Source organism: Altererythrobacter sp. Root672 (genome assembly GCF_001427865.1).
Lineage (GTDB): Bacteria > Pseudomonadota > Alphaproteobacteria > Sphingomonadales > Sphingomonadaceae > Croceibacterium_A.
In genome coordinates, this window is sequence record NZ_LMHH01000001.1 from 786,716 (window position 1) to 804,663 (window position 17,948).

The following is a 17,948-nucleotide window of genomic DNA, read 5'->3' on the forward strand; positions in this document are numbered from 1 at the left end:
GCCAGGCACTGTGCCGGAAGACCAAACCGGGGCGTAAGCCCCGCCTGACCTGGCGAAAGGTGGCTGATACTCAAAGCGTAAAATGGTCGGGGAGAGAGGATTCGAACCTCCGGCCCCTGCCTCCCGAAGACAGTGCTCTACCAGGCTGAGCTACTCCCCGACCGGCGCTCCGGATCGAAACCCGGGGCGAGGCAGAGGCGGCCCTATAGGCAGGAGGTCTCGGGCTGGCAAGCGGGCATTTCGGGTGGTAGCGAATGAAGTGATGAACACCATGGCTCCTCCCGAAAACCGCCATTGGGAATGGCAATATCTCGATCTCATGCGGCGTATCTGGGAACGAGGAGACGAACGGATCGACCGTACGGGAATCGGTACGCGTTCGATCTTCGGGCCGCAGTTGCGCTTCGATCTAAGCGGTGGCCATGTTCCGCTGCTGACCACGAAGCGAGTCTTCTGGAAGGCCGCCGCGCGCGAAATGCTGTGGTTCCTTACCGGGGAGACCAACATTCGCCCGCTGCTTCAGCAGGGCGTGACCATCTGGAGTGACTGGCCGCTCGCAAAATACCGCAAGGCGACCGGCACGGACATCTCGCAGGAAGCGTTCGAGGCGCGAATCGTCGAAGACGAGGGCTTCGCTGCAATTTGGGGCGACCTAGGCCCGGTCTACGGCAAGCAATGGGTCGACTGGCCGACATTTGAACCGGCGGGTGAGGGGCTCTATCGCTCGGGACCGGGAATCAACCAAGTCGCGCAATTGATCGAAGGCCTGAAGAACAATCCTGGCGGCCGGCGCCACATCGTCGAGGGTTGGAACGTCGCTGAGCTCGATCGGATGGCCCTGCCGCCGTGCCACAAGACCTACCAGTTCCATGTCTCGGGCGATCGGCTCAACTGCCAGCTTTACCAGCGCAGCTGCGACGTGGCGCTGGGCCTGCCGTTCAACCTGTTCGGGGCCGCGCTGCTGACGCGCATGGTCGCTGCCCAAGCTGGTTTTGAACCGGGCGAGCTGATCTGGACCGGTGGCGACACGCACCTCTATCTCAATCACGAGGAACTGGTGACCGAGCAATTGGTACGGATTCCAGAAGGGCAGCCTCGGCTGGTCATCGCTCGCAAACCGGATTCGATCTTCGATTACCGGTTCGAGGATTTTGAGGTTGTCGACTACGCGCCGCAAGGACGACTGAGCGCCCCCGTAGCCGTCTGATGCACCGTTGACCGATCGAGCGCGGAATAATAAAGTGTCTCTGTAGTGGAATAAAGTTACGCGACGTCACCGGAGGTGAGGATGGTTAGGAAGAGGGCAGATGCCGGAGCCAACCGCCCCCGCTTGTCGCTGCACGTGCCTGAGCCGAAATTCCGACCGGGCGACGCGGTAAACTATTCCCATCTCACGATTCCCGAAGCCGGCGCGCAGCCGCGTCCTGACGAGACCGGACCGGCGTCGGACACTTACGCACTTTGCAACGACATGATCCGCGTGCTGGGGAGCGACAATAAGGCCCACGGTCCGTGGGATCCGCGCCTCTCGCCCGACGCAGTGCGGCAGATTCTCCGCGACATGGCGCTGGTGCGGACGTTCGACAATCGGATGTACCGCGCCCAGCGGCAGGGCAAGACCAGCTTCTATCTCAAGTGCACGGGTGAGGAGGCGACGTCGGTCGCGGCCACTCGCGCGCTCGACTACGAAGACATGATCTTTCCCTCGTATCGCCAGCAAGGCTGCCTGATCGCCCGCGACTATCCGATCCTGGAGATGGTCAACCAGATCTACTCCAACCGCGCCGACCGGTTGAAAGGGCGGCAGCTGCCGATTCTCTATTCGGCGCGTTCGGCGAACTTCTTCACCATCTCGGGCAATCTCGCGACCCAGCTTCCGCAAGCGACCGGCTTTGCCATGGCCAGTGCGATCAAGGGCGACAGCAAGATCGCGGCCGGCTGGGTGGGGGAGGGCTCCACGGCCGAAGGGGACTTCCATTCCGCGCTGACTTTCGCCGCGGTCTACAATGCGCCGGTGATCTTCAATGTGATCAACAACCAGTGGGCGATCTCGAGCTTCTCGGGCATCGCCGGGGCCGAGCGCGCGACCTTTGCGGCACGGGCCATCGGCTATGGCATCGCCGGCCTTCGAGTGGACGGAAATGACGCCTTGGCGGTCTACGCAGCCGAGCGTTGGGCCGCCGACCGGGCCCGATCGAACGCCGGTCCGACACTGATCGAGTTCTTCACCTATCGCGGGGAGGGGCATTCGACCTCCGACGATCCCAATGTCTACCGCAGCGCGCACGAGCGTGAGCAATGGCCGCTTGGCGATCCCATCGAGCGATTGAAGGCTCACCTCATTGCCATTGGCGAGTGGTCGGACGAACAGAACGACGCGCTTGAGCGCGAGCTCGACGAGGAGGTCAAGGTAGCCCAGCGCGAGGCCGAGAAGAACGGCATCCTCGGCCACGGCCTCCACCATCCGTTCCACACCATGTTCGAGGACGTGTTCGAGGAACTGCCCTGGCATCTCGAAGAGCAGGCCGAACAGGCGATCAAGGAAAGGCAGATCAAATGGCCCGACTGACCGTCCACGACGAACCTGTCACCTTGTCCGAGGCCCCCGCCCGCAGCCTGACCATGATCGAGGCGATCAACGACGCGCTCGACACCATGCTCGAGCGCGATCCCGACGTGATCCTGATGGGCGAGGACATCGGTTACTTCGGCGGCGTGTTCCGTTGCACCGCGGGCCTGCAGGAGAAGTACGGGCACACGCGGGTGTTCGATACGCCGATCAGCGAATGCGGCATTATCGGCGTGGCGGTAGGGATGGGGGCCTATGGCTTGCGGCCGGTGCCGGAGATCCAGTTCGCCGACTACATCTATCCGGGCCTCGACCAGTTGATCAGCGAAGCCGCCCGGCTGCGCTATCGTTCGGCCGGTGAGTTCATTGCTCCCCTGACTGTGCGCAGCCCCTTTGGCGGCGGTATCTTCGGGGGGCAGACGCATAGCCAGAGCCCGGAGGCGCTGTTCACGCACGTCGCAGGGCTCAAGACAGTGGTGCCGAGCACGCCGCACGACGCCAAGGGTCTGCTGATTGCGGCGATCGAGGATAACGACCCGGTCGTCTTCTTCGAGCCCAAGCGGATCTACAACGGTCCCTTCGATGGCTACTACGACCGTCCGACGCGGCCGTGGAAGGATCATCCGGACGCGCGGGTGCCCGAAGGCTATTACTCGATCCCGCTCGGCAAGGCCCGGATCGTACGCGAAGGTTCGGCGCTGACGGTGCTGGCTTATGGCACGATGGTTCACGTGGCTGAGGGGGTCTGCCGCGAGAAGGGCGTCGATGCCGAAATCATCGACTTGCGGACCCTGGTTCCGCTCGACATCGAGGCTGTGGAAAACTCAGTGGAAAAGACCGGCAAATGCCTCGTGTTGCACGAGGCCACGCGCACCTCGGGCTTCGGCGCCGAACTGGCTGCACTGGTGCAGGAGCGGTGCTTCTATCACCTCGAAGCGCCGGTCGAGCGCGTGACCGGGTTCGACACGCCGTATCCGCATAGCCTTGAGTGGGCCTACTTCCCCGGGCCGATCCGCGTGGGCGAAGCAATCGACAAGTTGTTGGAGGCGTAAGGATGGGGCGCTTCACTTTCAGGCTGCCGGATATCGGCGAGGGCATTGCCGAGGCCGAGATCGTCGCCTGGCACGTCAAAGTCGGCGACCGTGTCGAAGAGGATGGGCGCCTGGCCGATCTGATGACCGACAAGGCGACCGTCGAGATGGAGAGCCCGCGCGCGGGTGTCGTGCTCGAAGTCGCGGGGGAAGTTGGCGATGTGATCGCGATTGGTTCGCCTCTGGTGGTGCTGGAGGTCGAAGGCGAGGTTGATGAGCGTCCTTCGACAGGCTCAGGACGGACGGAGGCAGTGGCTGTCGTTGCCCCACCACCGCCACCGCCACCGCCTTCGCCTACAGCATCTCCGTCGCCGCCTCCCGCTCCTCCCGAACCCGTTCGTGCTGAGCCTGTCGAAGGACCCGCACCAAGCCGGGCGCCTGTAAGCAAAGCAACCAAGGCAGCCGCCAAAGTCCTCGCCAGCCCGGCCGTTCGCGCTCGCGCCAAGGAACTCGGCATAGAACTCTCCGAGGTCCGCCCGGCCGAAGGCGAGCGGATCCGGCACGCCGATCTCGACGCCTTCATCGCCTATGGCGGCGCCAGCGGCTACGCACCGGCCGGGGTTGCCGGGCAGGACCAGGTAATCAAGATCGTCGGCCTGCGCCGCCGCATCGCCGAGAACATGGCCGCCTCGAAGCGCAACATCCCGCACTTCACTTACGTTGAGGAATGCGATGTCACAGCGCTCGAGAAGGTGCGCAGTGATCTGAACGACAATCGTGGCGCCAGGCCCAAGCTCACGCTGCTGCCGCTGCTGATCGTCGCAGTCTGCCGCGCGCTACCGAAGTTCCCGATGCTCAATGCCCGCTATGACGACGAGGCGGGCGTGGTTACCCGGCATGGCGCGGTGCACTTGGGCATGGCGACGATGACCGAGGCTGGCCTGATGGTCCCGATCATTCTTGACGCTCAGGCGCTGAACCTGTGGCAACTCGCCGGCGAGATCGTGCGCTTGTCCGAAGCGGCAAGGGACGGGAAGGCCAAGTCGGACGAGCTCTCGGGTTCGACCTTTACGCTGACCTCGCTCGGTCCGCTTGGGGGGATTGCTTCGACGCCGGTGATCAATCGACCCGAAGTGGCGATCCTCGCGCCGAACCGCATCGTCGAGCGGCCGATGTTCGTGGCCGACGGGATGGGTGGCGAGCGCGTCGAGAAGCGCAAGCTGATGAACCTGTCGATCAGCTGCGATCACCGGGTGGTGGACGGCTACGACGCGGCGGCCTTCGTGCAGGAAGTGAAGCGCCTGATCGAAACGCCCGTGCTCCTGCTGGCTAACTAGGCGGCGTTAGCGGACCACCGAACGGTAGCTAAGCCGGCCCCCGCTGCCTTCCAGGCGCCAGCGCAAGTGGGTGATCCCTGCCGGAATGTGCTGCGGATCGGCCAGTCGCTGCCATGAGCGGCCGCCATCGCTGGATATCTCGACATTTGGATGACTGGCGCTCTGCACCGTCAAGCCGGCGGGTACCGGGCTGACGACCGTGTACGATCCGTCCTGCGGCGCGTCCCAGCTGAGAATCGTCACCACGCGGTCTCCGCGCAGCAGTTGCGTGGCGGGCTCGACCTGCATCGCACCGCCGACCGAGCGTTCGCGGTAGACCGAGCGGTCGATCGCGATTCGTTGCGCGCTAAGAGGAGTTGCGGCGACCAGAGCCGCCATCGCTATCGCCCAACGCATGGTGGTCCCCACTCTCCCACGCGGCAGTCGCCGCAACGGCGGGGAGTTGGTCCTCAAGTCGCAAAAATATGGTTAACGAGGACGCAATTTGTGCGGTCCGCGCCAAGCTCGCGATATGTTTGCGTCGGGCTGTTGACAGCCCCGAAGCGCTTCTCTAGTGGCGCGGCTCCCAAGCGGTGCAAGCCCAAATACGCGGGTGTAGCTCAGTTGGTTAGAGCGCCGGCCTGTCACGCCGGAGGTCGCGGGTTCAAGTCCCGTCACTCGCGCCACTTGGGACTTTTCGGCAATGCGATTGAGTGGGCTTTTCAGCCCCAGCGGCCGGTTTCCATCCAGATCAGGAAGCGCCTCAACGGCAGCAGCCAGATGAGACCCAGCGTCAGGTAGACCGCGGCCTGCAGCAGCGTATGCATCTGCTCGATCCATTGCGAGGCCCAGACGACAGCCGCGGCATAGAGCGCCAGGCAGAATGTCAGGCCCAACACGCCGAGCGGGATTCGCAAGGTGGGCTTGTCACGCATCAGAACGGCCCCAAGACCCGCGTGGGGGTGACGATCGCGCTCAACCGCATGTCGTGCAGTTCGATCGGCAACTCCGGCAACTCCTGCACGTCCCACGCCATGCCGATGGCGATGGTCTGGGGGTGGGCAGCAAGGTAGCGGTCGTAATAGCCCCCACCTTGGCCCAGGCGGTCGCCCTCGGCGGTGAAGCCGACCAGCGGCATGAACAGCACTTCGGGCACGACCACTGGCGCATCCAGGCCTGGCTGGCGCAGGCCCCAGACGCCGCTTTCGAGGTCGTTTTCCTCGTAGGGATCGGTGTGCAGGCGAAATTCCATCGGTTTGTCGAGGGTGGTCACCCGCGGCAGCGCGATTCGATTGCCGCGCTCGAAGAAGAACCGGATGTAGCCGCGCGAGGGCGCTTCGCCGATGTCCGAGCGATAGAGCCCGATCGTCGCACCCTCCGGCACGAACTCAAGCACTTGTCCCGGTGGGCGGTTGAACACCAGTGCGCTGACCTCAGGTGGGAGGGCTTCCGCGTGTTCACGGCGCTTGCGGCGGAGCTCGGTCCGCAGCTGCTTCTTCAGATCGATGACGTCGGACATGGGCCCGACTCTGCCGTTCGTTCATGGCAGAGTCGAGAAACGAAGAGTTTGCCCGAGAGAAGCGGGCGGGCGGGGGAAGTGACGGAACCACCATGGGTCGTTGCCGAGAAATCCTCTGACGCCTCAACGTCAGGTGGGCGCCATGTGCACCGAACCCCGGGACGAACCCGTGATCCGGGCAGGGACAGCTCCCATGGATTGCTTATAGCCTCAGGGATTTTCAATAACGGCTCGTGCCGGGCAGTCCCGCCGATCCCTACTTAGGCGTTCGGCGTGGCGTTCTCAAGGCGTTCCGCAAGTCCTTCGAGTTTTTCGGCCAGAGTTTCCAACGCCTCGGCAGTTTGCGCGTCATTCGCCGGCGCTGCAGCGGGCGCACCCGGCTGCAATTCGTGCAGTTCATCCGCCAGCAGCAAGGCCGCGAACAAAAGCGTGCGGGACTCGGCCTGCCCGGCGAGGTTGGGAATGTCCTTGAGCTTGCTGTCGATCGAACGGGCGAGCCGGCTGATGTGCCCTTCCTGGCCCGGATCGCACGCGACGGTGTAGCTACGTCCGGCGATGGAGACAGTGACGTTGCTCATGTCTCCAGCGTCCCGATCAGGCGATCGAGTTCAGCCAGCGCACCATTGGCTTCGCTACGGAGCGCGTCATACTTTCTCTGAAGGTCCGGATCGCCGCCGCTTCCGCCCGCCGAACTTCGCACCGCGGCCTCTATCCGAATTGCCGCGGCGTCGATTCGGGCCAGTGCTTGCGCAATGCGATCTCCCGCCATGCTTGCCGATTTAGTGGAAAGTCCCTTTAGGGGCAAAGCGTTGCCCGCAAGACCTGTGAATAAACCTAGGCAGCGCCACACAGGTCGGGCGGGAGGGGCCGCGCTTGACCGGGGGCGGGGCGTATCCCAATGAGCGCGGCAATCGAGTCGGGGGTCGAATCGGACCCTTGGTTCCCACGTTTGTCCGGAGCACCTGAATGAGCCTTGATTCCGCCCGTCTCGCGCCGATGGCGAACGCCATCCGTGCTCTTTCGATGGACGCGGTCCAGGCGGCCAACATCGGTCACCCGGGCATGCCTATGGGTATGGCCGACGTCGCCACCGTGCTGTGGTCGGAGTTTCTCAGTTTCGATCCGGCCGATCCGCACTGGCCGGATCGTGACCGTTTCGTGCTTTCGGCCGGACACGGCTCGATGCTGATCTACGCGCTGCTTCACCTCACCGGGTACGAGCGGCCGACGATGGACGACATCCGCAACTTCCGTCAGCTCGGCAGCCCTTGCGCCGGCCACCCGGAAAACTTCCTCATCGACGGCGTCGAAGCGACCACTGGTCCGCTGGGCCAGGGCCTGGCCATGGGTGTCGGCATGGCTATTGCCGAACGTCACCTCAACGCGAAGTTCGGCAACGAGCTGGTCGACCACTATACCTGGGTGATCGCCGGTGACGGTTGCCTGATGGAAGGCATCAACCACGAGGCGATCGGCCTTGCCGGGCACCTGGGCCTTGGCCACCTGATCGTGCTGTGGGACGACAACGACGTCACCATCGACGGTCACACCGACCTTTCGACCAGCGAAGACATTCCCGCCCGTTATCGCGCCACCGGCTGGCACACCGTCGCCTGCGACGGTCACGATCCGGCCGATATTCGCCGCGCCCTGGCCGAAGCCAAGGCCGATCCGCGTCCGTCGCTGGTCGCCTGCAAGACGGTGATCGGCAAGGGTGCCCCCAACAAGCAGGGCACATCGGCTGTCCACGGCAACCCACTGGGCGCCGACGAGATCGCCGCGGCGCGCGTCTACCTCGGTTGGGATGCTCCGGCGTTCGAGATTCCGGCCGACATCATGGCCGACTGGCGCTCGCTTGGTGCCAAGGGCGCCGAAGCCAACCGCGCCTGGCAGGGCCGCCTCGGCAGCAGCGCAAGCAAGGGCGAATTCGAAGCCCAGTTCAGCGAAGTCGCAAGCCTCGCCGGACCGATCCTCGAACCGCACATTGCCGCGCTCGCCAAGGATCCGCCCAAGGTCGCCTCGCGCAAGGCTTCGGAGATGGCGCTTGAGCCGTTGACCCAGCAGCTGCCGCAGCTGATCGGCGGCTCGGCTGACCTCACCGGTTCGAACAACACCAAAACTTCGGCAACCAAGCCGTTCTCAAAGAACGATTATTCGGGCCGCTACCTCTATTACGGCATTCGCGAATTCGGCATGGCCGCGGCGATGAACGGCATGGCGCTGCACGGCGGCGTGGTGCCTTACGGCGGTACCTTCCTGGTGTTCTCCGACTATTGCCGCAACGCGATCCGCCTCTCGGCACTCCAGCAGGTGCGCGTGGTCTATGTCCTGACCCACGATTCGATCGGCCTCGGCGAAGACGGCCCGACCCACCAGCCGGTCGAGCATGTGATGAGCCTGCGCCTGATCCCGAACCTCAACGTGTTCCGCCCGGCGGACGCGATCGAGACGGCCGAGTGCTGGGCCCTGGCGCTCGGTACGCCCAAGACGCCGTCGGTGCTCTCGCTGACCCGCCAGAACCTGCCCCCGGTACGCGACGACGCTGGCGCCGAGAACCGCTCTGCGCGCGGCGCCTACCGCCTTCGGGCCGCAACGGCCGAGCGCAAGGTCGTACTCGTTGCCACCGGCTCTGAAGTTCACGTCGCTGTGGCCTGTGCCGAGCAGCTCGAAAGCGAAGGCATCGGTGCGGACGTGGTCTCGATGCCATGCATGGAACTGTTCCAGGCGCAGGACGAAGCCTATCGCCGCGACGTGTTGCCCGCCGACGTCCTCAAGGTTTCGGTCGAAGCCGGCGTGACGCTGGGCTGGGAACGCTTCATCGGTAATGACGGCCTTGCGATCGGGCTCGACCGCTTCGGCGCCTCGGCCCCGGCTGAAGTGCTGTTCCGCCATTTCGGCTTCTCGGCAGAAGCCATCGTCCCTAAAATCAAAGCGAAGTTAACAGCTTAACAGGAGTATTTGGCATGGCGACTAAGGTTGCGATCAACGGTTTCGGGCGCATTGGACGGCTGGTTGCCCGCGCCATTCTCGAGCGCACCGACCACGATCTCGACCTGGTCGCGATCAACGACCTGGCCGACGCCAAGGCCAATGCCCTCCTGTTTGCGCACGATTCCACTCATGGCCGCTTTCCCGGCACGGTGACATCGGACGGTGACAGCATCACCGTGAACGGCAAGCGCATCGCGGTCACCAAGGAACGCGACCCGGGCAAGCTGCCGCACAAGGAAATGGGCGTTGAGCTGGTGCTCGAATGCACCGGCTTCTTCCAGTCCGACGAAGCGAGCCGTCCGCATCTGGCCGCTGGTGCCAAGCGCGTGCTGATCTCGGCCCCGGCGACGGGTGTGTCCAAGACCATCGTGTACGGCGTCAACCAGGACACCCTGACCGCTGACGACGTGATCGTCTCGAACGCCAGCTGCACCACCAACTGCCTGGCGCCGGTCGCCAAGGTGCTCAACGACTTGGTCGGTATCGAACGCGGCTTCATGACCACGGTCCACAGCTACACCAACGACCAGCGCATGCTCGACCAGATCCACTCGGACTTGCGCCGCGCGCGGGCCGGGGCGGTGAACATGATCCCGACCACCACCGGCGCTGCTCGTGCAGTTGGCCTGGTGCTGCCGGAGCTCAAGGGCAAGCTCGACGGGTCTTCGGTCCGCGTGCCGACGCCCAACGTCAGCCTGATCGACCTCGTGTTCACGCCGGGTCGCGATACCACGGTGGAAGAGATCAACGCCGCGCTCAAGGCGGCGGCCGAGGGTCCGATGAAGGGCGTGCTCGACTATACCGACCTGCCGCTCGTCAGCAGCGACTTCAACCACCAGCCGGCCAGCTCGACGGTCGACAGCCTTGAGACCGCGGTTCTCGAGGGCAAACTCGCTCGCGTTGTTTCGTGGTACGACAACGAATGGGGCTTCTCGAACCGGATGATCGACACCGCTGGGGTGATGATCAAGTTCCTGTGATCCCGATCTCGTCATCCCCGCATAGCCAGGGATGACGAATACGGCTGAGGTGGCGTGCGATGACGACGGGTAAACTCGCAGGAATCGCGCGCCACGCGCAGCCCAAGGGGCCGATGGAAACGCTCGGCTCGGTTTCGGTGACCATATCTGAGGGCTTGCAAGGGGACAGCCGGAGTGCGCGCGCAACCTTGAAGCCTGGACGTGAGCGTCAGGTCTCGTTGATCGAAACGGCTTGCTGGCGATCGGCGTTGGCCGAAGCGGCTGCCTCGGTCGATTGGTGGCAGTCCCGCCGCAATCTGCTCGTCGATGGCCTGCGCATTCCGCGAGAGCTCGGCGCCAGGGTGCAAATCGGCCAATCGCTAGTGCTCGAAGTGACGGCCGAATGCGATCCGTGTCTCCGGATGGACGCGCTTCATGAAGGTCTGAAAGCGGCGATGATGCCGGATTGGCGCGGTGGTTTCCTGGCCCGCGTTATCGAAGATGGTGAGGTCGCGGTCGGCGACGAGGTAAGGATTTTCTGATGGCTACATTCCGCACGCTCGACGATCTCGGCGACGTCAACGGCAAGGTCGCGCTCGTTCGCGTCGATCTTAACCTGCCGATGAGCGATGGACGCGCCACTGATCTTACGCGGGCTCGTGCCGTGGCCCCGACAATCCTTGAACTCGCTGACGCCGGTGCGAAAGTGCTGCTGCTCGCCCATTTCGGACGGCCGAAGGGCGAACGCCATTCGACCCTGTCGACCAGCCTGATCCAGGGCGCCCTTGGAGGGGTGCTGGGGCGTGAGATCATGTTCATCCCGGAAGTGGCCGGGCCAGTCGTGGCGCAATCGGTCGGCATCCTGCGGCCGGGCGACATCGGCCTGCTCGAGAACACCCGCTTCTGGCCGGGTGAAGAGAAGAACGATCGCGAGTTCGCGCAGGCCATTGCCGACAACGGCGATTTCTACGTCAACGACGCCTTCTCCGCCTCGCACCGCGCTCACGCTACGACAGAGGGCCTGGCGCATCTGCTGCCGGCCTACGCGGGCCGCGCGATGCAGGCAGAGCTCGAAGCGCTCGGGAAGGCGCTGGGCAGCCCTGAGAAGCCCGTGGCGGCGGTTGTCGGTGGGGCCAAGGTCTCGACCAAGCTCGCCGTGCTGGAACACCTCGTCAGCCGCGTCGATCACCTGATCATCGGTGGCGGCATGGCCAACACCTTCCTGGCAGCGCGCGGGATCGATGTGGGCAAGAGCCTGTGCGAACATGACCTCGCCGCCAAGGCTGAGGCGATCCTCGAGGCGGCCGATGCGGCCGGCTGCACGGTGCATCTGCCCTATGACGTCGTGGTGGCGAAGGAGTTTGCCGCCAATCCGCCGAGCTTGCGCATCTGCAATGTCCATGAGGTCGCGCCGGACGAGATGATCCTCGATGTCGGGCCGCAGGCTGTCGAAGCTTTGGGCGATGCGTTGAAGACCTGCCGCACCCTGGTGTGGAACGGACCGCTCGGTGCGTTCGAGACGCCGCCGTTCGACGCTGCGACCGTGTCGCTGGCGAAGACCGCTGCGGCGCTTACGCGGGAGGGGTCGCTGATCTCGGTCGCCGGCGGTGGGGACACCGTGGCGGCACTCAATCACGCCGGCGTGGCGGAGCAGTTCACCTATGTCTCCACGGCAGGCGGGGCCTTCCTCGAATGGATGGAAGGTCGCGACCTGCCAGGCGTGGCGGCGCTCGAGAGGGCTTAGAGCCCTCCGGCGAACCTGAAGCCGAAGCGATAGGGCTTTTGCGGCCCGGCCTGTTCGCCCGCCATAAGGTCGGGCTGCACTTCGACCAGCGAGAGCTGCCCGTCGGCCACCTGGACCGGCTTGTCGGTCGATAGCTCGTGCGTTTCGCTGCGTGAACCGAGGTCGACCCTGACCGATAGCCGCGTCCTTCCCGCCCAGATGCAACGCGCGTTCATCGGGCAGCGGCTGTCTTCCAGCACCGCGAGCGGGGTGACGTAGGGCCCGTCGACATAGACCCGTTCGTTGAGCCCGGCGCGAGCGATGCCGTCCTGCGGATCGGCGGGGGCGGACGCGGTGGCGCACGCCGTCAGGGCAAGGGGGGCGGCGAGGGTAAGTACAAGCTTCATCGGTCAATTTTCCTCCGCCGCAACTGAACCGCTCCGGAACCGTCTGTAAGGCTTGCCCTTCCTACAGCGCGGCAACTGTGTCAGCTTCCCTGCAGTCATGCCGAACGCCTGAGTACGTCACTAGCTCCGGGGGCCCGCTATGAACCGAGAGGAAATGTCCGCCAGGATCGCCGCAGGGCATGGCTTCATCGCCGCGCTCGACCAGTCCGGCGGTTCGACGCCCAAGGCGTTGCGGGCCTACGGAATCGCCGACAGCGAGTGGAACGGCGACGACGAAATGTTCGCCTTAATCCACGAGATGCGCAGCCGGATAATTCGCTCCCCGGCCTTTTCAGGGTCCAAAGTCGTCGGAGCGATCCTGTTCGAGAAGACCATGAACGGTTCCGTTGATGGCACGCCGGTACCCGCGGCTCTCATCGCCAAGGGCGTGGTGCCGTTCCTCAAGATCGACAGGGGTCTGGAGGACGAGGTCGACGGAGCTCAACTCATGAAACCCATCCCCGAGCTGGGCGACCTGCTCGAGCGGGCAAAGGCCTTGGGTGTGTTCGGAACCAAGGAGCGGTCGGTGATCAACTCGGCGAATGTGTCGGGCATCGCTGGTGTGGTGCGGCAACAGTTCGAGTTGGCAGCGCAAGTGCTCAGTCACGGCATGATGCCGATTCTCGAACCGGAATACTCGATCAAAGCTGCGGATCGCGCTGAGGGAGAAGCGATCCTTCGCGAGGAAATCCTGCATGGCCTGGATGCGCTTCCGGCCGGGGAGCAAGTCATGCTCAAGCTGTCGCTGCCGGTGACGGCCAATTTCTACCGAGCGCTCGTCGAGCATCCCAAAGTGCTGAAAGTCGTCGCCTTGTCGGGAGGCTATTCCCGCGATGAGGCCTGCGCAGCGCTCGAAAGGAACGACGGCATGATCGCAAGCTTCAGCCGCGCGCTGCTGGACGGATTGCGCGCATCTATGAGCGAGACTGAGTTCGACGCCGAGTTGGGCGAGGCGATCGACGCAATCGATCGGGCCAGCACCATGAAAACCGCGCCTAGTGCGTCCTCGGCACCGTGAAGCGGAAAGTGAAGCGGTAATCCGAGCCTACGGGACGCACGCCTTCGACCGGCTGCGGGCGCGCTTCCTCCAATATCAGCGTTCCCCCGCTCACGAGCTCCGGTCGTCCGAGGACAAGCGTTCGCTGGTGCGGGCCCTGGGGCGGCTGGACCGTCACTCTGACGCGGAGTTGACCGGGCGAGGCGCACTGCGTTCCCGCCGGGCACCGGCTATCCTCGATCAGCTGCAGCGGGACCACGCGAATGGTCCCGAGGGCCGCAGACTGACCGATGCCGACGCGTGCGACGTTCGAGTTCGGTGCCATCGACCCGACGCAGGCGCCGAGCAGAAGTGGCACGCCGATGGCGGCGGCCGGTTTGATGAGCGATCGCATGTCTTTATCCTGCCGGGATGATTCCGGCTCGTCCAGAGTCTTGGCGCGCGGCGATGGCGAGGGTAGGGCGTTGCGGATGTCTGATTGCCAACTCTACCTAATCTCCCCGCTCGACGTTTCAGCAGGCTTTCCTCAGCGGCTTGAACGCGCGCTCGACGCCGGACCGGTCGCGGCGTTTCAGTTTCGCGTGAAGGGTGTCGATCAACACCAAGCGGCCCGCCTGGCCGAACCGCTCCTGGCCATTTGCCGTGCGCGGGATGTCGCGTTCATCGTCAACGACAGTGTTTCGTTGGCCAAGCGCCTGGGCGCGGATGGGGTGCACCTTGGACAGGGTGACGGATACATTCGCGAAGCGAGGGATGTATTGGGCCGCGACGCGCAGATCGGCATCACCTGCCATGCGAGCAGGCACCTGGCGATGGAAGCGGGAGATGCCGGGGCCGACTATGTTGCCTTCGGATCGTTCTATCCCAGCACGACCAAATCGACTGAGGATCGGCCCGAACTTGAGATCCTCTCCTGGTGGCAGAACCTGTTCGAGATCCCCTGCGTGGCGATTGGCGGGATTACCCCGAGCAACTGCAGCCCCTTGATTGAGGCAGGAGCGGATTTCCTCGCCGTAAGCGGCGCCGTCTGGAATGGCGATGAATTTCAGGCGGTAGAGGAGTTCGCCAAGATTATCCGGGCTCAATAGGCCACTTGTTGCCAACGGTTTCAGGCCTCTCGGGAACCTTGACCAGAGTTGTTCGTATTATCCAGCTACGAGGCAATTTGGGTCAGGGTTTTCCCGCATAAGGCACTGTCAATATGTCTAAACCCGCATTGTCCTCGTATTGAAGCTGTGACAAAAAGGGTTCGAATCAGTGAAGGGGTTCAGGTTATGAAGTTGAGTAAAGCTCTGGTTGCTGCGGTGGCGACATCGCTCATCACTGCACCAATTGCCGCCCAGGCTGCTACTTCGCCGTTCGGCGCGGCCCGTGACGGTTCAGAAATCGAGGGTGAAGCGCTCGGCGGCGGCGGATTTATCATTCCGCTGCTCGCAGCTGTTGCGGTAATCCTCGGCATTGTGGCCGCTACCGGTGGCAGCAACGACCGTCCGACCAGCCCCTAACCGGAGCTAGCACAGCCGGCCAAATACCCGGACGGGTGGCTGGCAGTGCGGTCCATATGGTAGTCTGCGACCGTGTGCTTTACGCGCACGGTCGTTTTCGTTTGTCAGTGCGATGAATCCGTTCGGCTTGATTGATGGGCCGAATCGCGAGGCGTCAACGGCTTGAGCGGACGCAGCGCAGCCGCCCAGGCTTTCCGTCCTCGGCCAAGCGCATGAAATTCGGGCTAAGGATGATGAAGCTTTCGCCTTGGCGGGGGCCACTGGTGAAAGTCAGGACATCGCCCCGACGAAGGTAAGCGCCGCGCCCCTTTTGGGTGGAATAGCGCGAAGCACTTTTGATCGTGAAGTTCAGATCCGGTTGGGCGATGCCTGCGCTGCTTGAAGCATCGCCCGGGAGTTCACATACATATTTGCCCCGTTGAACTACGCCGATGGCACCCTGCGCATGGGCTGGCGCGGTGATAATCGCCGCCAGGGCGATCAAAGCAGGGACGAATTTCATCGCAGCGCGCCTACCGCGAAACGGCTTGCATTGCCATGAACGCGGTAAATCGCTAGGGGCCGCCCACATTTTCCCATTCCCGTTTGAAAGCTTACCTGCGATGAAGATCAGCGGCGTGGACATCCGTCCCGGCAACATTCTCGAATACGAACGCGGTATCTGGAAAGTTGCCAAGATTCAACATACCCAGCCCGGCAAGGGTGGGGCCTATATGCAGGTCGAAATGAAGAACCTGCAGGATGGCCGTAAGACGAACGTGCGTTTCCGCAGTGCGGATACCATCGAACGTGTTCGTCTCGACACGAAGGACTTCCAGTATCTCTATGCCGAGGGCGATATGCTCGTCTTCATGGACAAGGATACTTACGACCAGATCCAGCTTCCCGCCGATTTGATCGGCGATGCGGCGGCGTTCCTTGAGGACGGCATGGAAGTCATGCTGGAACTGTGGGAAGAACGCCCCATCAGCGTCCAGCTGCCGGACCAGGTAGAAGCCACGATCGTTGAGGCCGACGCTGTGGTAAAGGGCCAGACGGCTTCATCCAGCTACAAGCCCGCCGTTCTAGAAAATGGCGTACGCGTGATGGTGCCACCGCATATTGAAAGTGGTACGCGGATCGTCGTGGATGTTTACGAACGGACTTATGTTGGCAAAGCTGGATGATATGAGCGGCATCAGCGATCCACGTTTCAATGGCATCGATTTCGAGAACAGCTATCTCACGGGCGTCATCTATGACGACGAGTCGCTGACCCTCGAAATGGATTTCAACTTGTCGGAGAAGCATCCGCAATTCGCGCTGCCGCAGGACGGTGACGACAGTTGCTACCGCGGCGGTTATATCCGCTTCGCCGACATTGAAGATTTGCAGATCGAGAAGGCGCCTGAGCAGGCCGACGATTACTCGATCGTATACTCCGTCTCCGGGGATGGACGGCGCTTCGAATTCTCCAGCGGATGGGGCCAGGTCAAAGTGACCGCAGGCTCGGTCCGTCTCGCGCTCGACTGACCACGAAGGAACGAAAAATTGGCCGCAGTTTCCGGATTAATCCGCGTGATGGAGCGCGCCGCTCGTAAGGCGGGCAGCCGCTTGCGGCGCGACTTTGGCGAGATCGAACATCTTCAGGTCAGCCGCAAGGGCCCCTCGGACTTCGTGTCCAAGGCGGACCAGGCTGCTGAACGCACCCTGTGGGACGAACTACGTCAGGCGCGCCCTGATTGGGGCTTCGTGCTGGAGGAAGGCGGAATTATCGAAGGTGCGCCGGACAAGCCGCGCTGGATCGTCGATCCGCTCGATGGGACCAGCAACTTCCTCCACGGCATCCCGCACTTCGCCATTTCCATTGCCGTGCAAGAGCCCAAGCTCGACGGGAGCGGCTGGGGGGACGTGGTTGCTGGCGTGGTATACCAGCCCGTCACCGACGAGACCTATTGGGCCGAAAAGACCCGCGGCGCCTGGCTACAGGATGCGCGCCTGCGCGTATCCTCTCGCCGGAGTCTGTCCGATGCGCTCGTCGCCACGGGCATTCCCTACCAGGGCCATGGCGACTTCGGCGAATGGATCAACATCCTCAAGGCCGTGGGACCGCAAGTGGCCGGCATCCGCCGGTTCGGTTCGGCCGCGCTCGATCTCGCGTGGGTGGCCGCGGGCCGCTACGATGCGTTCTGGGAGAGCGATCTCAGTCCTTGGGATACAGCGGCAGGTTGTCTGCTGGTGCGAGAAGCCGGCGGTTTCGTCACCGACTATCGCGGCCGTTCGCTTCCGGTCTGTGACCAGCAGATCATCGCCGGTAACGACACGGTTCACTCGCGCCTGCACAAGCTTATTGCGGCAGCGATAAAGGCCTGACACGAGTATCGGCCTTGAACCCATTCGATTGCGCGGCTAACCCGCGCGCCTGATGGGAGCCCCTGTGGCGGAATGGTAGACGCGATCGACTCAAAATCGATTGTCGAGAGACGTGCCCGTTCGAGTCGGGCCAGGGGCACCAACCGCATTTATCGGCTGATCGCAGCCTGATCCCCTTCACGCCGTTCCCGTTGCGGAACCCTCGTTTCCCGCGACCGTTCATTCGGCCATGGTGAAGGAGGCAAAACCATGGCTGAAGAACGCATTACTCAAGTAGATAGTCCCTCGGGAACCACTCACACCACCGTCATAAGCGATGGCGCTCGCGGCGGTGGTGGCGGTGCCCTGTGGGTGATCGTGTTGCTGCTGGTTCTCCTGGCGGGTGCAGCAATCTGGTTCCTTGCCGGCGCGAACAGTTCTGAGGTTGCGAAGGACAACGCCGTGGCCGAAGCGGCCGGCGATGTCGGCAATGCCGCCAGCCAAGTCGGCGACGCGGCGCAGAAGGCTGCTGACAAGGTCGGCAACTGATAGCGACCTTGC

At 63.5% G+C, this 17,948-nt stretch carries 23 protein-coding genes and 3 tRNA genes; 17 read left to right on the forward strand and 9 right to left on the reverse strand.

Annotated features, from left to right (window positions below; translation table 11 throughout):
• Positions 1 to 83 precede the first annotated feature (83 nt).
• Positions 84 to 160, reverse strand: a tRNA-Pro gene (locus tag ASD76_RS03860).
• A gap of 102 nt (positions 161 to 262) precedes the next feature.
• On the opposite strand from ASD76_RS03860, the gene thyA reads away from it, so the two are divergent.
• The 4 genes from thyA (at position 263) to ASD76_RS03880 (ending at position 4,937) form a co-directional block, all read left to right on the forward strand.
• Entirely contained in the window at positions 263 to 1,207 is a 945-nt protein-coding gene (thyA, locus tag ASD76_RS03865) for a thymidylate synthase (RefSeq protein ID WP_055918734.1), read from the forward strand.
• Positions 1,208 to 1,288: 81 nt separating this feature from the next.
• Positions 1,289 to 2,569, forward strand: coding sequence for a 3-methyl-2-oxobutanoate dehydrogenase (2-methylpropanoyl-transferring) subunit alpha (locus tag ASD76_RS03870; protein WP_055918738.1), 1,281 nt, complete (start codon positions 1,289 to 1,291; stop codon positions 2,567 to 2,569).
• Entirely contained in the window at positions 2,557 to 3,621 is a 1,065-nt protein-coding gene (locus ASD76_RS03875) for an alpha-ketoacid dehydrogenase subunit beta (RefSeq protein ID WP_055918741.1), read from the forward strand. The genes ASD76_RS03870 and ASD76_RS03875 overlap by 13 nt, the downstream gene beginning before the upstream one ends.
• A gap of 2 nt (positions 3,622 to 3,623) precedes the next feature.
• Positions 3,624 to 4,937 (forward strand): dihydrolipoamide acetyltransferase family protein, encoded by a 1,314-nt coding sequence (locus ASD76_RS03880; protein ID WP_055918744.1) that lies wholly within the window; start codon positions 3,624 to 3,626, stop codon positions 4,935 to 4,937.
• Positions 4,938 to 4,943: 6 nt separating this feature from the next.
• On the opposite strand, the gene ASD76_RS03885 is transcribed toward ASD76_RS03880, so the two are convergent.
• Positions 4,944 to 5,333 (reverse strand): hypothetical protein, encoded by a 390-nt coding sequence (locus ASD76_RS03885; protein ID WP_055918747.1) that lies wholly within the window; start codon positions 5,331 to 5,333, stop codon positions 4,944 to 4,946.
• Between the two features lie 192 nt (positions 5,334 to 5,525).
• On the opposite strand from ASD76_RS03885, the gene ASD76_RS03890 reads away from it, so the two are divergent.
• Positions 5,526 to 5,602, forward strand: a tRNA-Asp gene (locus ASD76_RS03890).
• 36 nt (positions 5,603 to 5,638) lie between these two features.
• Here the strand turns inward: ASD76_RS03890 and ASD76_RS03895 are convergent.
• The 4 genes from ASD76_RS03895 to ASD76_RS03910 form a co-directional block, all read right to left on the reverse strand.
• Entirely contained in the window at positions 5,639 to 5,851 is a 213-nt protein-coding gene (locus ASD76_RS03895; RefSeq protein ID WP_055918751.1) for a DUF2842 domain-containing protein, read from the reverse strand.
• On the reverse strand, positions 5,851 to 6,435 hold the full coding sequence (locus ASD76_RS03900; RefSeq protein WP_055918754.1) for a 5-formyltetrahydrofolate cyclo-ligase: 585 nt from the start codon (positions 6,433 to 6,435) through the stop codon (positions 5,851 to 5,853). Before ASD76_RS03900 ends, ASD76_RS03895 begins: the two co-directional genes overlap by 1 nt.
• 260 nt (positions 6,436 to 6,695) lie before the next feature.
• The gene (locus ASD76_RS03905; RefSeq protein WP_055918757.1) at positions 6,696 to 7,013 is read right to left on the reverse strand and encodes a cell division protein ZapA; all 318 of its coding nucleotides are present in this window, start codon (positions 7,011 to 7,013) and stop codon (positions 6,696 to 6,698) included.
• Positions 7,010 to 7,204, reverse strand: a complete 195-nt coding sequence (locus ASD76_RS03910; RefSeq protein ID WP_055918760.1) for a hypothetical protein — start codon at positions 7,202 to 7,204, stop codon at positions 7,010 to 7,012. The genes ASD76_RS03905 and ASD76_RS03910 overlap by 4 nt, the downstream gene beginning before the upstream one ends.
• A gap of 197 nt (positions 7,205 to 7,401) precedes the next feature.
• On the opposite strand from ASD76_RS03910, the gene tkt reads away from it, so the two are divergent.
• From tkt to ASD76_RS03930, 4 genes are read left to right on the forward strand one after another with little or no spacing between them, the layout of a single operon-like run.
• A complete protein-coding gene (gene tkt, locus ASD76_RS03915) occupies positions 7,402 to 9,384 on the forward strand; it encodes a transketolase (protein ID WP_055918763.1) in 1,983 nt (660 codons plus the stop codon).
• 14 nt (positions 9,385 to 9,398) lie between these two features.
• Positions 9,399 to 10,406, forward strand: coding sequence for a type I glyceraldehyde-3-phosphate dehydrogenase (gap, locus tag ASD76_RS03920; protein ID WP_055918766.1), 1,008 nt, complete (start codon positions 9,399 to 9,401; stop codon positions 10,404 to 10,406).
• 59 nt (positions 10,407 to 10,465) lie between these two features.
• Positions 10,466 to 10,927: an MOSC domain-containing protein gene (locus tag ASD76_RS03925; protein WP_055918769.1), complete on the forward strand. Its 462-nt coding sequence runs from the start codon at positions 10,466 to 10,468 to the stop codon at positions 10,925 to 10,927.
• The gene (locus ASD76_RS03930) at positions 10,927 to 12,129 is read left to right on the forward strand and encodes a phosphoglycerate kinase (RefSeq protein WP_055918772.1); all 1,203 of its coding nucleotides are present in this window, start codon (positions 10,927 to 10,929) and stop codon (positions 12,127 to 12,129) included. The genes ASD76_RS03925 and ASD76_RS03930 overlap by 1 nt, the downstream gene beginning before the upstream one ends.
• On the opposite strand, the gene ASD76_RS03935 is transcribed toward ASD76_RS03930, so the two are convergent.
• On the reverse strand, positions 12,126 to 12,515 hold the full coding sequence (locus tag ASD76_RS03935; protein ID WP_156457537.1) for a hypothetical protein: 390 nt from the start codon (positions 12,513 to 12,515) through the stop codon (positions 12,126 to 12,128). The genes ASD76_RS03930 and ASD76_RS03935 overlap by 4 nt on opposite strands.
• A 139-nt stretch (positions 12,516 to 12,654) precedes the next feature.
• On the opposite strand from ASD76_RS03935, the gene ASD76_RS03940 reads away from it, so the two are divergent.
• On the forward strand, positions 12,655 to 13,572 hold the full coding sequence (locus ASD76_RS03940) for a fructose bisphosphate aldolase (protein WP_055918775.1): 918 nt from the start codon (positions 12,655 to 12,657) through the stop codon (positions 13,570 to 13,572).
• Here the strand turns inward: ASD76_RS03940 and ASD76_RS03945 are convergent.
• Positions 13,550 to 13,945 carry a hypothetical protein gene (locus ASD76_RS03945; protein ID WP_055918777.1) on the reverse strand — a complete coding sequence of 132 codons (396 nt, stop codon included), beginning with the start codon at positions 13,943 to 13,945 and terminating at the stop codon, positions 13,550 to 13,552. The genes ASD76_RS03940 and ASD76_RS03945 overlap by 23 nt on opposite strands.
• Before the next feature lie 76 nt (positions 13,946 to 14,021).
• Here ASD76_RS03945 and thiE point away from each other — a divergent pair, with 76 nt between their 5' ends.
• Both thiE and ASD76_RS03955 read left to right on the forward strand, forming a co-directional pair.
• Positions 14,022 to 14,639 (forward strand): thiamine phosphate synthase, encoded by a 618-nt coding sequence (thiE, locus tag ASD76_RS03950; protein ID WP_082553592.1) that lies wholly within the window; start codon positions 14,022 to 14,024, stop codon positions 14,637 to 14,639.
• Positions 14,640 to 14,825: 186 nt separating this feature from the next.
• Entirely contained in the window at positions 14,826 to 15,056 is a 231-nt protein-coding gene (locus ASD76_RS03955) for a hypothetical protein (protein WP_055918780.1), read from the forward strand.
• A 154-nt stretch (positions 15,057 to 15,210) separates the two neighbouring features.
• On the opposite strand, the gene ASD76_RS03960 is transcribed toward ASD76_RS03955, so the two are convergent.
• The gene (locus ASD76_RS03960) at positions 15,211 to 15,681 is read right to left on the reverse strand and encodes a hypothetical protein (protein WP_156457538.1); all 471 of its coding nucleotides are present in this window, start codon (positions 15,679 to 15,681) and stop codon (positions 15,211 to 15,213) included.
• Between ASD76_RS03960 and efp the strand changes: the two genes are divergently transcribed.
• The 5 genes from efp (at position 15,659) to ASD76_RS03985 (ending at position 17,936) form a co-directional block, all read left to right on the forward strand.
• Complete coding sequence (efp, locus tag ASD76_RS03965; RefSeq protein ID WP_055918785.1) at positions 15,659 to 16,222, forward strand: elongation factor P; 564 nt, start codon at positions 15,659 to 15,661, stop codon at positions 16,220 to 16,222. The genes ASD76_RS03960 and efp overlap by 23 nt on opposite strands.
• A gap of 1 nt (position 16,223) precedes the next feature.
• A complete protein-coding gene (locus ASD76_RS03970) occupies positions 16,224 to 16,568 on the forward strand; it encodes a hypothetical protein (protein ID WP_055918789.1) in 345 nt (114 codons plus the stop codon).
• A gap of 18 nt (positions 16,569 to 16,586) precedes the next feature.
• Positions 16,587 to 17,408, forward strand: a complete 822-nt coding sequence (locus tag ASD76_RS03975; protein WP_055918792.1) for an inositol monophosphatase family protein — start codon at positions 16,587 to 16,589, stop codon at positions 17,406 to 17,408.
• Positions 17,409 to 17,466: 58 nt separating this feature from the next.
• A tRNA-Leu gene (locus ASD76_RS03980) sits at positions 17,467 to 17,550 on the forward strand.
• A 107-nt stretch (positions 17,551 to 17,657) separates the two neighbouring features.
• Entirely contained in the window at positions 17,658 to 17,936 is a 279-nt protein-coding gene (locus tag ASD76_RS03985; protein WP_055918795.1) for a hypothetical protein, read from the forward strand.
• Positions 17,937 to 17,948: the final 12 nt, after the last annotated feature.

Coding starts and splice junctions, on each gene's coding strand:
- thyA (WP_055918734.1), top strand. CDS start 263: ATGAACACCATGGCTCCTCCCGAAAACCGCCATTGGGAATGGCAATAT.
- ASD76_RS03870 (WP_055918738.1), top strand. CDS start 1,289: ATGGTTAGGAAGAGGGCAGATGCCGGAGCCAACCGCCCCCGCTTGTCG.
- ASD76_RS03875 (WP_055918741.1), top strand. CDS start 2,557: ATGGCCCGACTGACCGTCCACGACGAACCTGTCACCTTGTCCGAGGCC.
- ASD76_RS03880 (WP_055918744.1), top strand. CDS start 3,624: ATGGGGCGCTTCACTTTCAGGCTGCCGGATATCGGCGAGGGCATTGCC.
- ASD76_RS03885 (WP_055918747.1), bottom strand. CDS start 5,333: ATGCGTTGGGCGATAGCGATGGCGGCTCTGGTCGCCGCAACTCCTCTT.
- ASD76_RS03895 (WP_055918751.1), bottom strand. CDS start 5,851: ATGCGTGACAAGCCCACCTTGCGAATCCCGCTCGGCGTGTTGGGCCTG.
- ASD76_RS03900 (WP_055918754.1), bottom strand. CDS start 6,435: ATGTCCGACGTCATCGATCTGAAGAAGCAGCTGCGGACCGAGCTCCGC.
- ASD76_RS03905 (WP_055918757.1), bottom strand. CDS start 7,013: ATGAGCAACGTCACTGTCTCCATCGCCGGACGTAGCTACACCGTCGCG.
- ASD76_RS03910 (WP_055918760.1), bottom strand. CDS start 7,204: ATGGCGGGAGATCGCATTGCGCAAGCACTGGCCCGAATCGACGCCGCG.
- tkt (WP_055918763.1), top strand. CDS start 7,402: ATGAGCCTTGATTCCGCCCGTCTCGCGCCGATGGCGAACGCCATCCGT.
- gap (WP_055918766.1), top strand. CDS start 9,399: ATGGCGACTAAGGTTGCGATCAACGGTTTCGGGCGCATTGGACGGCTG.
- ASD76_RS03925 (WP_055918769.1), top strand. CDS start 10,466: ATGACGACGGGTAAACTCGCAGGAATCGCGCGCCACGCGCAGCCCAAG.
- ASD76_RS03930 (WP_055918772.1), top strand. CDS start 10,927: ATGGCTACATTCCGCACGCTCGACGATCTCGGCGACGTCAACGGCAAG.
- ASD76_RS03935 (WP_156457537.1), bottom strand. CDS start 12,515: ATGAAGCTTGTACTTACCCTCGCCGCCCCCCTTGCCCTGACGGCGTGC.
- ASD76_RS03940 (WP_055918775.1), top strand. CDS start 12,655: ATGAACCGAGAGGAAATGTCCGCCAGGATCGCCGCAGGGCATGGCTTC.
- ASD76_RS03945 (WP_055918777.1), bottom strand. CDS start 13,945: ATGCGATCGCTCATCAAACCGGCCGCCGCCATCGGCGTGCCACTTCTG.
- thiE (WP_082553592.1), top strand. CDS start 14,022: ATGTCTGATTGCCAACTCTACCTAATCTCCCCGCTCGACGTTTCAGCA.
- ASD76_RS03955 (WP_055918780.1), top strand. CDS start 14,826: ATGAAGTTGAGTAAAGCTCTGGTTGCTGCGGTGGCGACATCGCTCATC.
- efp (WP_055918785.1), top strand. CDS start 15,659: ATGAAGATCAGCGGCGTGGACATCCGTCCCGGCAACATTCTCGAATAC.
- ASD76_RS03960 (WP_156457538.1), bottom strand. CDS start 15,681: ATGTCCACGCCGCTGATCTTCATCGCAGGTAAGCTTTCAAACGGGAAT.
- ASD76_RS03970 (WP_055918789.1), top strand. CDS start 16,224: ATGAGCGGCATCAGCGATCCACGTTTCAATGGCATCGATTTCGAGAAC.
- ASD76_RS03985 (WP_055918795.1), top strand. CDS start 17,658: ATGGCTGAAGAACGCATTACTCAAGTAGATAGTCCCTCGGGAACCACT.